This window comes from Planomicrobium sp. MB-3u-38 (assembly GCF_002836425.1).
Classification (GTDB): domain Bacteria; phylum Bacillota; class Bacilli; order Bacillales_A; family Planococcaceae; genus Planococcus; species Planococcus okeanokoites.
This window is the reverse complement of the sequence record NZ_PJBO01000042.1, coordinates 1-14,866: the sequence shown is the minus strand read 5'-3', so window position 1 is coordinate 14,866 and position 14,866 is coordinate 1. Positions and strand designations below refer to the sequence as shown.

Below are 14,866 nucleotides of genomic sequence, written 5' to 3'. Positions count from 1 at the left end.
TGTTTGCCGTCGTTCTTGACGACTTCTACAATACTAAAGCATAGCGGCGATACTGTCAACAGATTTTCCAAATAAAATTATATTTAAAAAGTATTTCCTTGGTTTTTCATTTTCTTTCTATATAAGCAGCAAAAAAGAAAAGTGAAGACGAAGGAATAGAACCCTTTGTCCTCACTTGATTTTTACTTCACGCAGCCTTGCTTCCTTTAATAGAAACAAATGCTTACTCTCAGCGATTTTTCGTTTAGCAATTATATACAAATCATAATCGTCAGACATTTCTTCCATTTCTTTAGCCACTTGCAACTCTTGCTTAGCGGCGAAGAAGTGGGAAATCAACTGCTCGTCGAACTCTTTCTTTAATTTCCCTCTTTTTGAAAACAGCATTCGTCGATCTCCTCTATTATAACTCGCGCCGGCCTTCGAGCGCTTTCGATAAAGTTACTTCATCCGCATACTCAAGGTCTCCGCCAACAGGGAGCCCATGTGCGATACGAGTTGTTTTGATGCCTGAAGGTCTGACCAGCCGCGAGATGTACATCGCTGTCGCTTCACCTTCAATGGTGGGATTCGTAGCCAAAATCAATTCATCGACTTGTTCATCCTGCAAACGTTTCAGCAAAGATGGTACATTGATATCTTCGGGGCCAATCCCTTCCATTGGAGAGATGGCTCCTTGCAATACATGGTACAAACCGGTGTAATCACGCATTTTCTCCATGGCGATTACGTCTTTCGGATCCTGTACAACACAAATCGTTGTGCGATCACGTTTTTGGTCCTGACAAATGTGGCAGGGATCGACGTCTGTGATATGGCCGCATACTGAGCAGAAACTAAGGTTCCGCTTTGCGTCAACGAGCGCTTTCGCAAAATCAAGCACCGTATCCTCTTTCATTCCAAGCACAAAAAATGCCAGACGGGCCGCTGTTTTCGGCCCAATCCCTGGCAATTTCATAAAACTCTCCATTAACTTCGATATAGGTTCCGGATAATGCATAATTATTGCCTCCTAGAACATTCCTGGGATATTTAAACCCTTCGTGAATTTCCCCATTGTGGAATTCGCGTGTTCGTCCGCTTTCTTGAATGCTTCGTTTGTTGCAACCACCAATAGATCCTGCAGCATTTCAACATCTTCCGGGTCTACAACTGATGGATCCATAACGATGTCCAATACTTCTTTATGTCCAGAAACAGTGACTTTGACCATTCCGCCGCCAGCTGCGCCCTCAAATTTCATCGTGCCAAGCTCTTCTTGAGCCTCAGCCATCTGTTTTTGCATTTTCTGCATTTGTTTCATCATACCTTGCATATTTCCGCCACCGCGCATAACGTATTCCTCCTAATATGTTTGTTTGTCAGTCTTCATGAACTTCGACGAAATCTTTTCCGAAAAGCCGCTCCGCTTCAGCGATGAACGGATCTTCTTCCGCTGCCGCGCCTTCCTGGGAGAACGGGTTTTCTTCTTCAGTGTCCGCCTGGCTGTCTTCAGTGCCCGCTTTCAATCCGCTGTTTCTGATGAATTCTTCACGGATTTTCAGCCAACTTGCATCAGGAACGTAAACCGGCGTATACGCTTTACCTGTATACTGCTCCAGCAACTGGCTGAAAGCCGTTGCGAAAGTCTGGTTTTCTGATGCCATCTGGCAATGAATATCATACTTGAATTTTAACACAAATGCATCACTTGATGCCGCTACCGGCTCCGCTTCATTCAATAAAGCCGAATGGGATTTCTGGAGCTGGCCCATGACCGTCGCCCAATTCGTCTTGATGGCTTGGATATCCGGTTTAGTCGCGTTTTTCAGTACGTCCTGTATACGGCCTGTCGGAATTTTAAAGCCGCTCTGTACACGCTGCCGCTTTTTCTGTTCGGCAGGAGCTGCCGCCGCTGATCCGCCGCCATTTTTCAGCTGCTGCTGCAATTCGCGGACAAGCTGCTCCAGTGTCGACACTTTCGCTTCGAGTTCAGGAGAAGCTGCTGCTGAATTCATTGCCAGTACCGGCGTTTCCGCCTGCACCATTTTCAGCAACGCTGTTTCCATATAGATCTTAGTGTGATTGGAAAACCGCATTTCCTGCTGGGTCTTGGTCATGATGTCGATCCAGAGATAAAGCGTCGCCGGTTCGAATCGTTTCGCCAATTCCTCAAAACGGGGTTCGTGGCTGGCAAGTTCCAGCATATCGTGCAGGTCCGGTGCTGTCTGGATGAGAAGCAAATCACGGAAGAACGTGATGAAATCTTCCACCAGCCGTACCGGATCCTTGCCGTCGCGCACCAATTGTTCCAATAAAGTCAAAGCCTGGCCGATGTCTTTTGCCAATAATGCCTCAGCAATCGAATAAAACATGTCCTGGCTGATCGACCCTGTCACCAGCAGCGCATCTTCGATGGTCATTTCGTCTCCGCTGAATGACACAACCTGATCAAGAAGGCTGAGGGCATCCCGCATTCCGCCGGCTGCCGCCTGCGCAATGATTTTCAGTACCTGCTCATTGTATGGAATGTTTGCATCATTCAGAACTTCCACCATACGCAAGACGATATCCGCTTGTGTATGTGATTTAAAGTCGAAGCGCTGACACCGGGAAATGATCGTCAACGGCAATTTATGCGGTTCAGTGGTCGCCAGGATGAAGACGACGTGTTCCGGCGGTTCTTCAAGTGTTTTCAAGAGCGCGTTGAATGCGCTGTTGGATAACATATGGACTTCATCGATGATGTAAATCTTAAACCTTGAATTCGCAGGAGAAAAACGGACCTTCTCAATGATTTCCCGCATTTCCTCAACCCGCGAATTGGAGGCCGCATCGAATTCGATGACATCCGTGTTGGATCCTTCCATAATACTCAGACAGGAAGAGCATTCGTTGCAGGGTTCGGAAACCGGCGCCCTTTCACAGTTCAGCGCTTTGGCAAAAATCTTTGCCGCACTCGTCTTCCCTGTACCCCGAGGGCCGGAAAACAAGTAAGCGTGAGTCGTTTTATTGTAAAGGAGAGCATTTTGAAGGGTTTGTTTGACATGCACCTGACCGGTCATCTCTGAAAAGGACTGGGGTCTGTATACACGGTAAAAAGCTTGATACGCCAACGGTTTTCTCTCCTTTTGGAAAATAAGTTTTTCGTCCTTCCATTATACCATAAATCGGCCTTTTCCCTTAAGGTTTTCGGACGTCTTTCGTTTGAATGAAACAAAAAACCTGCCCGCAATAAGCGGACAGGTTCTGATTATAATTTTAATGCCGTGCACCTTTCTTCGACTGCTGCACATAAGCGTTACCCTTGTCGCTGGCTCGATCTAGGCGATCCCGCGGCACATGGAATGTTCCACTTAATGCTGCTTCCTTCCGGACCTGACATGGTTCATGGGATTCCATTGCGCAGGACCCAGATGTCAACACTACGTGCAAGAGGCAGACCTTACATGCAAACAGCCTCAGAAAGGAATTCAGTCCTGCTAAAGCGGATTGCAGGTTACAGGACACCGCTATCTTCCCACCTAGCACGGCATTTACTAGTATACGAATTATTCACGAAAAAATCAATCCGAAAGGCTATATCCTTTGAAATTGTTGTGAGAAAAGGCGGCAAACCTGCTCTTTTCGAATAAAATAGAAAAACCCCAAAAAAATTAAACGAAAGTGTTGACAGTATTTATTGATCCGTGTTAAATTAATTCTTGTCTGATACGGAGGAATACCCAAGTTTGGCTGAAGGGATCGGTCTTGAAAACCGACAGGGGAGTCAAATCCCGCGGGGGTTCGAATCCCTCTTCCTCCTCCATTTTTTGAATTTACGCGCATATAAATTCGAGATTGGATTCGTTACGAAAGTAGCGAATTTTTCTTAACCCATATGTGACTGAAAATTTAGATTCGATTAAATATTATTTTTATGAGGCTTTCCCAGCGGAGAGCCTCTTTTATATTTCCCGGGAAATAAAGAAAAGCGGAAACGGCCGCTCAGCTCCGACTAGCGTAAGACGCTTTGGCGAAGTGGCATCTTTTCAGCCGCACAGCCAAAGTGGCTCACGACTCGAGGAGTTGGCCGTTGGAGTCTGGACACCGAAAAGCGCAAGCGCCCGTTAAGCTCTTCGGGTCATAAGCCAGCACAGCTCCGACAAACCCAAGCACCCAAAAATTTAAAAAAACAGTGGGCAGATTTCACAATCCGCCCACTGTTTCTATTTTTTATTTGCGCAGCACTAAAGCTTGCTGCATGAAATTGCCGATGCGTTCAACAATCTGCTCCGAACATTCAGGATCGTTCAGCAAATCGTAATCGTTGATGTTCAGGCGCAGTACCGGACAACCGTTGAATGTGTTGATCCAGTTTTCGTAGCGCTGATGCATTTCAACCCAATAGTCGATCGGTGTCTGCTGTTCCATCTGGCGTCCGCGTTCCTGGATGCGTCCGATGATGTCATCGATTGAACCTTCGAGGTAGATCAATAAATCCGGATGCGGGAAATAAGGCGTCATCACCATGGCTTCAAAGAGATTGGTGTAAGTCTCGTAATCCACGTTGTTCATCGTGCCTTTTTCCCAATGCATCTTGGCGAAAATGCCGGTATCTTCGTAGATTGAACGGTCCTGGATAAAGCCGCCGCCATATTCGAACATGCGCTTTTGCTCCTTAAAACGTTCAGCCAGGAAATAAATCTGCAAATGGAAGCTCCATTTTTCAAAATCATCATAGAATAGATCAAGGTACGGGTTTGAATCCACTTTTTCGAAAGACGTGCGGAATTGAAGCGCATCTGCCAAAGCCTTTGTCATTGTCGATTTGCCGACGCCGACTGTTCCTGCAATCGTGATGACCGCATTTGCCGGAATACCATATTTTTCACGTAAATTCATATCGTCAAACTCCTTTGTTGTAGCGTATCGTCTACTTTTGATAGGATCAGCTGCAGATCCCTTTCATTTTGTACAAAATCTATTTCATCTCCGTTGAAGCGGAGCACAGGGATTTCAGGATGCGTGCGTTCGAAATGCTCGATGAATTCGTGGTAATCGGCAGCAAGCTGTTCCATATAATCAGCTGTAATCATCGTTTCGAATTCACGGCCGCGGAGTTTGATGCGTTTCATCAGGGTGTCAAGGCTGGCGTGCAGGTAAATGACCATATTCGGCTTCGGCATGTCGGCCGTCAGGATTTTGTAGATTTCCTCATATTTCGCATATTCTTCAGGCGGCAAAGTGCGCTTGGCGAAGATAAGGTTTTTAAAGATATGGTAATCGGCTACAACCGATTCCTGTTTTGAGATGAACTTCTTCTGTATATCGGTCAATTGCTTATAGCGATTGCAAAGAAAGAACATTTCCGTCTGGAAGCTCCATTCTTCGATGTCTTCATAGAATTTATTTAAAAACGGATTTTCATCCACGATTTCTTTTAATAATTTGAATTGATTCTGATCAGCAATCGCTTTACTCAACGATGTTTTCCCTACGCCAATCGGCCCTTCTACCGTGATAAATGGCACCGGCATCCGAAGCCCCCCTTTTTCTTTTCATGTACGTTCGTTGACCTTAATTTTACCATAGACAGAACTTGAAAAGTAGAGGCAAAAAGCACCCGCCAAATTAATGGATGGGTGCTTTGAATGTTCCGCCGTGGACTTCCTGGGTGCTCATGATGGTCAGGAATGCCTTCGGGTCAATGTCATGGACGACCTGTTTCAATTTTGAAATCTCGAGCCTCGTGACGACCAGATAGATGACATCCTTCTCATTTTCGTTATAACCGCCCTTGCCGTGGAGCTTCGTAACGCTTCTGCCGAGACGGTCATTGATGGCCGATCCCAGTTCTTCAAATTCATCCGAAACGATGATGACCGATTTCGTGTCATTCAATCCCTGGATGACCGCATCAATTGTTTTGGAAGCGATATAATAAGTCAGAATCGAATACATCGCCTGCTGCCAGCCGAGTACGAATCCGGCCCAGCTGAAGATGAAGATATTGGCGAACATGACGAATTCTCCGACAGAAAAAGGCAGTTTCCGGCTCAATAGGATACCGAGAATTTCCGTGCCGTCGAGCGCGCCGCCGTTTCGGATGACGATGCCGACCCCCGCTCCAAGCAATAACCCCCCGAATACCGTAGCAAGCAATGGATCATCGACAAATGGTTCGAATTTATGCATCGGAATTTCGACAAGCGCCAAGGCCACAATGGAAAAGATGGAGGAAAGAAAGAAATTCCGTCCGATATGCTTATAGCCGAAAAACAGGAATGGCAAGTTGATGGCGACCAGCAGCAGTCCGAAAGGCAGTTCGGTCAGATAATCCAGGATCAATGAAACCCCGATGATTCCGCCGTCAATGATGGCGTTGGGCACTAAAAAAAGTTCGATGGATGCTGCAGCCATCGTCGCGCCGATCAGCATGGCAATATAACGGCCCAATAGATGAGGAAGTGTTTCCTTCTTGTGTTCTTTTTTATATAGCTTTTTTTGTTTCTTTTTCATAGGATACGCTCCTCATCAAATTTCTTCTTAATTTATTTTAATCCTCAATTTTCAGTTTGTCGCCCTCTGGAAGGAAATCTGACTGCCTCAATTTGAAGAAAGATGCTAAACTGTGCATAAGGAGAGATGCATGATGAACGGCTTGGAACTGGACCAGCATTATATGAAACTAGCGATAGAAGAAGCAAATAAAGCGGCGGCCAAGGGAGAAGTGCCCATCGGAGCAGTCATCGTCCGCGACGGTGAAGTGATTGCGCGTGCGCATAACCTGCGGGAAACGACACAGAATGCCGTCACCCATGCTGAGTTGCTGGCAATACAGCAGGCCTGTGAAGAACTTGGCAGCTGGCGGCTGGAAAACACGATCCTTTACGTAACGTTAGAGCCTTGTCCGATGTGTGCAGGCGCTATTCTGCAATCCCGGATCCCGAGAGTTGTCTACGGTGCACGGGACGTCAAAGCGGGATCGGTCGATTCCCTGTACAGGTTATTGAACGATGAACGCTTCAATCATCAATGCGAGGTAAAAGAAAATGTACTGGCTGACGAATGCGGGGGGCTGCTCACACAGTTTTTCCGCGCCTTGCGGGAGAAAAAGAAAAAACGGAAGCTCCTATAGAGTTTCCGTTTTTTCTTCGTCCAGAAATTCCATAATCAGCCGGTTCAAAATCTCCGGCTGTTCATGATGCACCCAGTGGGTAGCCTGCCCGATCAGCACCAATTCTGCATCCTTGCAGAAAGTCAGGCTTTCCTTCGCCAATTGCAACGATAGAAACTGATCGCCGACTCCCCACAAAATGCGTACAGGCACATCGATCTTCCGCTTCGGCGTCTGGCGAAAGCTGCCTTTCGGCAATGCCCGGTACCAATTCAGCATTCCGGTCAGTGCTCCCGGCTGTGCCCATGCTTCCCCGTACCGTTCAAGATCTTCCTCAGAAAACGCGTTTTTCCGGCTGGTGCCCGCCATCGCCTGTTTCATGAAACTGAAATCTTCCGCTGCCATCATCGCTTCCGGCAGCTTGGGAATTTGAAAATACAGCATATACGAACTTTTCACCCATTGCATAGGATTTCGCATCATCACTTTCGGCATCGCCTGCGGATGCGGAATATTAACGGCAATCATCTTTTCCACCAGCTCAGGCCGAGTCGCAGCCAGCTGCCAGGCAACCGCGCCGCCCCAATCATGTCCGACCACAAACGCTTTTTCTTTTCCGCTCTGCTCGATCAGACCCGCGATGTCGTCCCGCAGATCATTTAACGTATAATTCTCTGCTCCCGGCGGTTTGCTGCTCCGATTATAGCCCCGCTGATCCGGTGCCATCACCCGGTAGCCCTGTTTCGCTAAAGCGTCGATCTGATGCTTCCAGCCATACCAGAATTCCGGAAAGCCATGCAGCAGGATCACCAGCGGTCCGTCTTCCGGACCCACTACAGCCGTATGCAGCGTGACTCCATTCGTTTCAACCGATTGAAAAGAAAGATTCTCCACATCAAAAACCCCTTTCAATTCTCCTGCTTACCCATACCCGTTCTGCCATCAATGAACCCCGTCTTTTCCGCCAATAAAAAGAAAGCTCCATAAGCGTGATGCTTACGGAGCTTTCCGATTTTATTTGATGAATTCTTTGCCGCCCATATAAGGACGCAACACTTCCGGAATGCGGACAGAGCCGTCTTCCTGCTGGAAATTCTCAAGCAAAGCTGCAACAGTACGGCCGATTGCCAGCCCACTGCCGTTCAATGTATGAACGAATTCAGGCTTGCCGCCTGCTTCGCGGCGGAATTTGATATTGGCGCGTCTTGCCTGGAAATCTTCGAAATTACTGCAAGAAGAAATTTCGCGGTACATTTCCTGGCTTGGAATCCATACTTCGATATCGTATTTCTTCGCTGCCGTGAATCCAAGATCCGCTGTGCACATTTTCAGCACGCGGTAAGGAAGACCCAATAATTGAAGCACTTTCTCAGCGTGGCCCGTCAATTTCTCCAGCTCATCATAAGATTCTTCCGGCTTCACAAAGCGCACCAGCTCGACTTTATTGAATTGATGCTGACGAATCAACCCTCGTGTGTCACGCCCTGCAGAACCCGCCTCAGAGCGGAAATTCGCGCTGTAAGAAGCAAATGCCTGCGGCAGCATGTCGCCTGTCAGGATTTCGTCGCGGTAAAAGTTCGTCACCGGAACTTCAGAAGTCGGAATCAGGAAATAATCCTCTTTTTCGATGAGGAAAGCATCTTCCTCGAATTTCGGCAATTGGCCGGTGCCCGTCAGACTTTCACGGTTGACCAGATAAGGCGGCAGCATTTCTTCGTAATCGTGTTCTTCCTGGTGAAGGTCCATCATGAAATTGATCAAAGCGCGTTCAAGGCGTGCCCCCAGGCCGCGATAGAACACAAAACGACTCCCTGTCACTTTCGCCGCGCGTTCAAAATCGACGATGTTCAAGTCTGTTGCGATATCCCAATGCGGTTTCGCTTCATAGCCGAATTCCGGCTTGTCGCCCCACGTACGGATTTCTTCGTTATCATCTTCAGAATCGCCAAGCGGAACGCTGTCGTGTGGAATATTCGGCACGCGCATCATGATATAGTTCAGGCGCTCTTCAACTTCGCGCAATTCATCATCGATCGTCTTGATTTTGTCGCCCACTTCACGCATTTTCGCAATGGCTTCGTCGGCATTTTCTTTATTGCGTTTCATGACTGCGATATTCTGGGAAGCCTCGTTGCGCTCGGCTTTCAACTTCTCCGTCTGCGCAATCAACTCCCGGCGCTTGGCATCAAGCGGCTGGAAATCTTCCAAAACGGAAATATCCTCTCCCCGCTTCGCAAGCTTGCTCTTCACTTCTTCAAAATTGTCCCGTACAAATCGGATGTCCAACATGATAAATTCCTCCTCTTATTTTTGGCGCAAATGGAAAAAAGACAACAAAAATAGCCCACATCCCTGTGAAAGGGACGAGAGCTACCCGCGTTGCCACCCTGATTAACCGGAAAAATCTCCGATTCTCTTCATCACATAACGGCATTAAAACCGGCAATGGCTTATTTCGCCATGCAACTCCGGGGTGGATTCAAACGCGTTTTTCACCGGTTCGCACCATCCACCGGCTCTCTTTGGAAAAACAGACGTCCTACTAATTCCCATCAACGTTTCTTCTTTGAAATTAATCATACTTTACTATAATCTCTTCTTTTTGGCAAGAGGCCGCTGCAGTTAGCCAGTTTTGTCGAAACTGTCCCTTTCCGTTATACTTATTCTGACCTTATAATTAATTCCAAAATCATAAATACATAGATGCCAGTTTGGAGGAATAGAAATGGATATGCTCATGTTCCAATTAAAGAAAAAAAGCACCACCCCCATCTACAAACAACTCTACATCGAAATCAAACAAGCCATCATCGACGGCAAAATATCCGTCGAGACCAAATTGCCGAGCAAACGGAAACTGGCTGAATTCCTGGATATCAGCCAAACAACGGTAGAACTGGCTTACGGTCAGCTTGTAGCGGAAGGTTTTATTGAATCACGGCCACGAAAAGGCTATTATGCCCAGGCAGTCGAAGAACTGGCTTACCTCGATTTGCCGCAAGAGGAACCGGTGATACCAGAAAAGATCGATTATCAATTTGATTTTAATCCGGCACAGATCGATACGGAATCCTTCCCTTTTTCCACATGGCGCAAATTGGCCAAGGAAGTTCTCGATGAGTCGAACGGCGAATTCCTGTTATCCGGCCATCCGCAAGGCGATGACATACTGCGGCAGGAAATTGCCCGCTATCTGTTCCAGTCACGGGGAGTGGTCTGCCAGCCAAACCAGATCATCATCGGTTCAGGGACAGAGCAATTGATGCCGTTATTAATCCGGCTGCTCAACAAAAACCTGATTTTCGGCTTTGAAAATCCGGGATACGCCCTCACTCATAGTATTTTCAGCCACCACGATCGGCAGTCCCTGCCAATTAGCATCGATGAAGACGGCATCAATATGGAAGAATTAGAAGCTTCACCGGTAGATGTGGCGTACGTCACCCCTTCCCACCAGTTCCCGACAGGTTCCGTTTTAAGTGCTACAAGACGTGCCCAATTATTGAACTGGGCGACTGCCAAGCCCGGACGCTACATCATTGAAGATGATTATGACAGTGAATTCCGCTATACCAGCCGCCCGATTCCTGCCTTGCAAAGCATGGACCTGAGCGGCCGGGTCGTCTATATCAGTACTTTTTCAAAATCGCTGATGCCCTCACTCCGTATCGCCTATATGGTATTGCCAAACTCATTGCTCACCGAATACAATAAAACCTTTCTGCATTACTCGTCTTCCGTACCAAGGCTGGACCAGCAGATCGTGGCCCAATTCATGAAAGGAGGACATTTTTCGAGACACCTCAACCGGATGCGTAAGCTATATAAAAAGAAACTGGAAAAATTGACAGCTGAATTGGCTTTATTCGCGCCAGCGGTGAAGATTTCAGGAGAACAGGCAGGAATGCATGTCGTTTTGACGGTACAGACCCCACTTAGTGAGAAACAGCTGATTGAGCATGCAAAAGCAGCTGGCATCCGGGTTTTCGGCCTGCATTCCTATGACGTCAGAAAGTCAGAAAGTTCTTCTCCCCGCATCGTCATCGGTTTTGGCGGTCTGTCTGAACAGCAAATAGAACAAGGCATCCATCAGCTTATGGCAAGCTGGGAAATCAGCAAAACAAAAAGCAGCTCATCTTTATAAGATGAACTGCTTTTTATTAGAATAGGCCTTTTACAAAATCAACAGCGCCATTCCACATAGTGGAGAAGAAGCTTCCAACTGCCTGCAGGGAAAGGGAAAACCAGTTGGCGCGCTCGACGCTTTCAGTTGTGATGACTTCAGCGCCGCTCGCTGAACCATCCAAATAACCGTAATCAGATCCCGATTCCTTTGTCAGGTTAACGGTACCGACCACTTTATCTTTTTCAATCGACGCTTCCAATTTGCCATTGTCAAGAAGAGATTCATCAATGACCAATTCAGGTACATAAGCATCTTTTTCGCTTGAACGTACCATCATTGTAATCGGTTCTTTAACAGCAATCTTGACTTCATCTTCTTTACCTTTGGCAACCGGCAAAGCTTGCTGATCTTCAAATTGATAACCGGCAGGAACGATTTCCTGTTTTGTAAACTGTCCGAAGCCGTAATCCATCAATGCGCGGGTCGCATCAAAACGTGCTTTATAAGAACCGACGCCTTCGCTGTCCACAGCTTTCATTACCACAGTAATCAAACGGACATCATCGCGTTTTGCTGTACCAGTGAAAGAATGTCCGGCAAAATCAGTTGTACCTGTTTTCAGGCCGTCCATTCCTTCATATTCGTAAACAAGCCCTGGAAGCATGAAATTCCAGTTCGGCATTTCCGTTCTGTCATCAGTGCCATCGCGGAAAACCGCTTTGGGAATGCTTGTTGTTTCAAGAACTTCAGGGTAATCATTCATCAACGCTCTCGCTAATTTCGCTACAGAACGTGCAGTCATGACGTTTTCGTCAGTTTCTCCAGTTCCTTCCGGATGCATGCCTTTCAAATCGGCATTGTTCAGACCTGTCGAGTTCACGAATTTAGTGTCTTCAAGACCTAATTCTTCAGCTTTTTTATTCATTAGGCGAACGAATTCACCCTCGGTTCCGGCAATTGTTTCTGCGATGCCGATAGTTGCTGCGTTAGCTGAATAAATCGCCAAAGCTTCATATAATTCTTTGATGGAATATGTTCCGTCGGCACGAAGCGGCACATTGCTGAGCGCTCTGTCCTGTGAAATTTGGTATGTATAATCAGTTACGCTGTATTGCTGATCCCAAGTTATACGCCCATCTTCAATAGCTTCAAAAAGCAGGTATTCCGTCATCATTTTTGTCATACTTGCAACACCAAGCGGCGTTTCAGCATTTTGTTCAAATAGGATTTTTCCACTTTCAGCATCCACCAAAATAGCGGCATCTGCCATTATATTCAATGATTCGTTCGCACTTGCCTGTTGTGGAACGATAATAGTAGTCATAAACATAGCTAATACGGTAAGCAACATTGTCATCTTAAAAACGTTCTTCAAATCTCTCTATACCTCCATTAATCTGTTTCCCCATGCTATTCTATCATATTATTAATGTCCTGAAATAAAAATATGCAAAAAGCACTCTTTCCCAGCGCATAACGATGGAAAAGAGTGCTAAAAGGTTCAGCTTTTATTATATTGAGTAGTTTGGTGACTCTTTTGTAATCTGGACATCATGCGGATGGCTTTCGCGCAATCCGGCACCTGTCATACGGATGAATTGGGCTTCATTGCGCAAAGTCTCCAAATCTTTTGTTCCGCAATACCCCATGCCTGCACGGATTCCGCCAAGCAATTGATGGATCGTGTCAGTCAGTGGACCTTTATAAGGCAATCTTCCTTCGATGCCTTCAGGTACCAGTTTTTTCGCTTCGTCCTGGAAATAACGGTCTTTCGATCCTTTTTCCATAGAAGCGATTGAACCCATGCCACGGTAAGTTTTGAACCGGCGGCCTTGGAAGATTTCAGTTTCTCCTGGGCTTTCCGTCGTGCCGGCAAGCAAACTGCCGAGCATTACGACATGTCCGCCTGCTGCAAGAGCTTTAATGATATCACCGGAATATTTAATGCCGCCATCGGCGATAATCGCTTTTCCATGTTTCCGTGCCTCTGTCGCGCAATCATAAACTGCGGTAATCTGAGGAACGCCAACACCAGCTACGACACGCGTCGTGCAGATGGATCCCGGTCCAATACCCACTTTGACAACGTCTGCCCCAGCTTCAATCAGAGCTCTTGTTCCCTCTGCTGTTGCAACATTTCCAGCTATAATCGTAAGTTCAGGGAATTGGGAGCGAATTTCGCTGACCATTTCCAAGACTCCTTTCGAGTGGCCATGCGCAGTATCCAGAACAACAACATCCACTTGCGCTTTTACAAGCTGCTCAACACGTCTCAACGTATCAGAAGTGACACCGACTGCTGCACCGGCAAGGAGGCGTCCGTGGGAATCTTTTGCTGCAATCGGGAATTCGATGACTTTCTCGATATCTTTGATTGTGATTAAGCCTTTCAGAATTCCTGCATTATCCACAATCGGCAATTTTTCAATTTTGTATTGCTGAAGAATCTTCTCTGCGTCTTCTAATGTAGTACCGACTGGAGCTGTCACTAATTTTTCTTTCGTCATGACATCATTTATCTTCAATGAATAATCCTGAATAAAGCGGAGATCGCGGTTGGTAATGATGCCGACCAACTTCAATTCTTCCTCGTTATTGACGATCGGCACACCAGAAATACGATATTTACCCATCAAATGTTCTGCATCATACACTTGGTGATCTGGAGTTAAAAAGAAAGGATCGGTAATAACACCATTTTCCGAACGTTTAACTGTAGTCACATGTTCCGCTTGCTCTTCGATGCTCATATTTTTATGAATAACCCCAAGGCCGCCTTGGCGCGCCATGGAAATCGCCATTTTTGCTTCTGTAACGGTGTCCATCCCAGCACTGATGATAGGGATGTTCAATTTCAGTTTGGGCGTTAACTCCACAGATAAATTTACATCTTTCGGCAATACTTCCGAATGTCCTGGAACAAGCAATACATCGTCAAAAGTCAGACCCTCTTTTACAAATTTCGATTCCCACATTATCGACACGCCTCCCGCTTCCTATTAAATATTATTGTAAGGTTATCAGTGGGCATGCGGGGTGTCAAGAATTCAAAAATAGAAAAAGTATTCCGACTAATCTTATAGGATGGCCATAAGATCTTCTTCGATTTCCTGCGGCGAAGTTTGAGGTGAATATCTTTTAATAACATGGCCTTCTTTATCTACTAAAAACTTCGCAAAATTCCATGCGATTTCTTCAGCTTCGATATCCTCATGCTTTGAAGTCAAATAAGTGAATAGAGGAGCCGCATTTGCTCCTTTAACATCCGTTTTGGCAAACATCGGAAACGTTACGCCATAATTCTTCTGGCAAAATTCCATTGTTTCATCCTGTTTATCAAATTCCTGATTATTGAATTGTGAACTTGGAAAGCCGAGGATTTGAAAATCTTTGCCAGAATGCTTTTCATACAATTTTTGCAGCTCTTCAAATTGGGGAGTCAATCCACATTTACTTGCTGTATTGACGATGACTAACGCATTCCCTTTAAACTTTTCAAGGGATTCCATTTCTCCTTGCAAGTTTTTTACTTTGTAATCATAAATCGAAACCATTTTATCAACCTCCTGAGTTACTTTAAGAGTATATATTAAATGATGTAGAAACAAGCAATAAACTATCTATCCAAATTAATTTCTAAATTACTTAAGTTAATGAACGAC

The 14,866-nt window shown here is 46.1% G+C and carries 14 protein-coding genes, 1 tRNA gene, 1 other RNA gene and 1 other annotated feature; of the genes, 3 read left to right on the top strand and 13 right to left on the bottom strand.

Annotation, left to right across the window (positions count from 1 at the left end):
• Positions 1-171: 171 nt before the first annotated feature.
• The 5 genes from CXF70_RS08920 to ffs all read right to left on the bottom strand — a co-directional run bounded on the left by CXF70_RS08920 (position 172) and on the right by ffs (position 3,512).
• Complete coding sequence (locus CXF70_RS08920; RefSeq protein WP_084242150.1) at positions 172-387, bottom strand: YaaL family protein; 216 nt, start codon at positions 385-387, stop codon at positions 172-174.
• 16 nt (positions 388-403) lie between these two features.
• Positions 404-1,000, bottom strand: a complete 597-nt coding sequence (recR, locus tag CXF70_RS08915) for a recombination mediator RecR (protein WP_084242151.1) — start codon at positions 998-1,000, stop codon at positions 404-406.
• Between the two features lie 12 nt (positions 1,001-1,012).
• Positions 1,013-1,333, bottom strand: a complete 321-nt coding sequence (locus CXF70_RS08910) for a YbaB/EbfC family nucleoid-associated protein (protein ID WP_033543506.1) — start codon at positions 1,331-1,333, stop codon at positions 1,013-1,015.
• Positions 1,334-1,361: 28 nt separating this feature from the next.
• Positions 1,362-3,095 carry a DNA polymerase III subunit gamma/tau gene (gene dnaX / locus CXF70_RS08905; RefSeq protein WP_101802351.1) on the bottom strand — a complete coding sequence of 578 codons (1,734 nt, stop codon included), beginning with the start codon at positions 3,093-3,095 and terminating at the stop codon, positions 1,362-1,364.
• 151 nt (positions 3,096-3,246) lie between these two features.
• An RNA gene (gene ffs / locus CXF70_RS08900) (signal recognition particle sRNA large type) lies at positions 3,247-3,512 on the bottom strand.
• Positions 3,513-3,694: 182 nt separating this feature from the next.
• Between ffs and CXF70_RS08895 the strand changes: the two genes are divergently transcribed.
• A tRNA-Ser gene (locus CXF70_RS08895) sits at positions 3,695-3,787 on the top strand.
• Positions 3,788-4,194: 407 nt separating this feature from the next.
• On the opposite strand, the gene CXF70_RS08890 is transcribed toward CXF70_RS08895, so the two are convergent.
• The 3 genes from CXF70_RS08890 to CXF70_RS08880 all read right to left on the bottom strand — a co-directional run bounded on the left by CXF70_RS08890 (position 4,195) and on the right by CXF70_RS08880 (position 6,480).
• Positions 4,195-4,863: a deoxynucleoside kinase gene (locus tag CXF70_RS08890; RefSeq protein WP_101802350.1), complete on the bottom strand. Its 669-nt coding sequence runs from the start codon at positions 4,861-4,863 to the stop codon at positions 4,195-4,197.
• Positions 4,860-5,498, bottom strand: coding sequence for a deoxynucleoside kinase (locus tag CXF70_RS08885; protein WP_101802349.1), 639 nt, complete (start codon positions 5,496-5,498; stop codon positions 4,860-4,862). Before CXF70_RS08885 ends, CXF70_RS08890 begins: the two co-directional genes overlap by 4 nt.
• A gap of 94 nt (positions 5,499-5,592) precedes the next feature.
• Positions 5,593-6,480, bottom strand: a complete 888-nt coding sequence (locus CXF70_RS08880) for a YitT family protein (RefSeq protein ID WP_101802348.1) — start codon at positions 6,478-6,480, stop codon at positions 5,593-5,595.
• 133 nt (positions 6,481-6,613) lie between these two features.
• On the opposite strand from CXF70_RS08880, the gene tadA reads away from it, so the two are divergent.
• Positions 6,614-7,099: a tRNA adenosine(34) deaminase TadA gene (gene tadA, locus CXF70_RS08875; protein WP_101802347.1), complete on the top strand. Its 486-nt coding sequence runs from the start codon at positions 6,614-6,616 to the stop codon at positions 7,097-7,099.
• Here tadA and CXF70_RS08870 read toward each other — a convergent pair.
• Together CXF70_RS08870 and serS are read right to left on the bottom strand one after the other, a co-directional pair.
• Complete coding sequence (locus CXF70_RS08870) at positions 7,094-7,972, bottom strand: alpha/beta fold hydrolase (protein WP_101802346.1); 879 nt, start codon at positions 7,970-7,972, stop codon at positions 7,094-7,096. The two genes, tadA and CXF70_RS08870, sit on opposite strands and share 6 nt — an antisense overlap.
• A 120-nt stretch (positions 7,973-8,092) precedes the next feature.
• Positions 8,093-9,367: a serine--tRNA ligase gene (serS, locus tag CXF70_RS08865; protein WP_101802345.1), complete on the bottom strand. Its 1,275-nt coding sequence runs from the start codon at positions 9,365-9,367 to the stop codon at positions 8,093-8,095.
• Between the two features lie 67 nt (positions 9,368-9,434).
• Positions 9,435-9,643: a binding site (T-box leader), on the bottom strand.
• A gap of 160 nt (positions 9,644-9,803) precedes the next feature.
• On the opposite strand from serS, the gene pdxR reads away from it, so the two are divergent.
• A complete protein-coding gene (gene pdxR, locus CXF70_RS08860) occupies positions 9,804-11,222 on the top strand; it encodes a MocR-like pyridoxine biosynthesis transcription factor PdxR (protein WP_101802344.1) in 1,419 nt (472 codons plus the stop codon).
• A gap of 16 nt (positions 11,223-11,238) precedes the next feature.
• On the opposite strand, the gene CXF70_RS08855 is transcribed toward pdxR, so the two are convergent.
• The 3 genes from CXF70_RS08855 to CXF70_RS08845 form a co-directional block, all read right to left on the bottom strand.
• Positions 11,239-12,579, bottom strand: a complete 1,341-nt coding sequence (locus CXF70_RS08855) for a serine hydrolase (RefSeq protein ID WP_276310427.1) — start codon at positions 12,577-12,579, stop codon at positions 11,239-11,241.
• A 136-nt stretch (positions 12,580-12,715) separates the two neighbouring features.
• Positions 12,716-14,179 carry an IMP dehydrogenase gene (gene guaB, locus CXF70_RS08850; RefSeq protein WP_101802342.1) on the bottom strand — a complete coding sequence of 488 codons (1,464 nt, stop codon included), beginning with the start codon at positions 14,177-14,179 and terminating at the stop codon, positions 12,716-12,718.
• Between the two features lie 102 nt (positions 14,180-14,281).
• On the bottom strand, positions 14,282-14,758 hold the full coding sequence (locus tag CXF70_RS08845) for a glutathione peroxidase (RefSeq protein ID WP_101802341.1): 477 nt from the start codon (positions 14,756-14,758) through the stop codon (positions 14,282-14,284).
• Positions 14,759-14,866 lie beyond the last annotated feature (108 nt).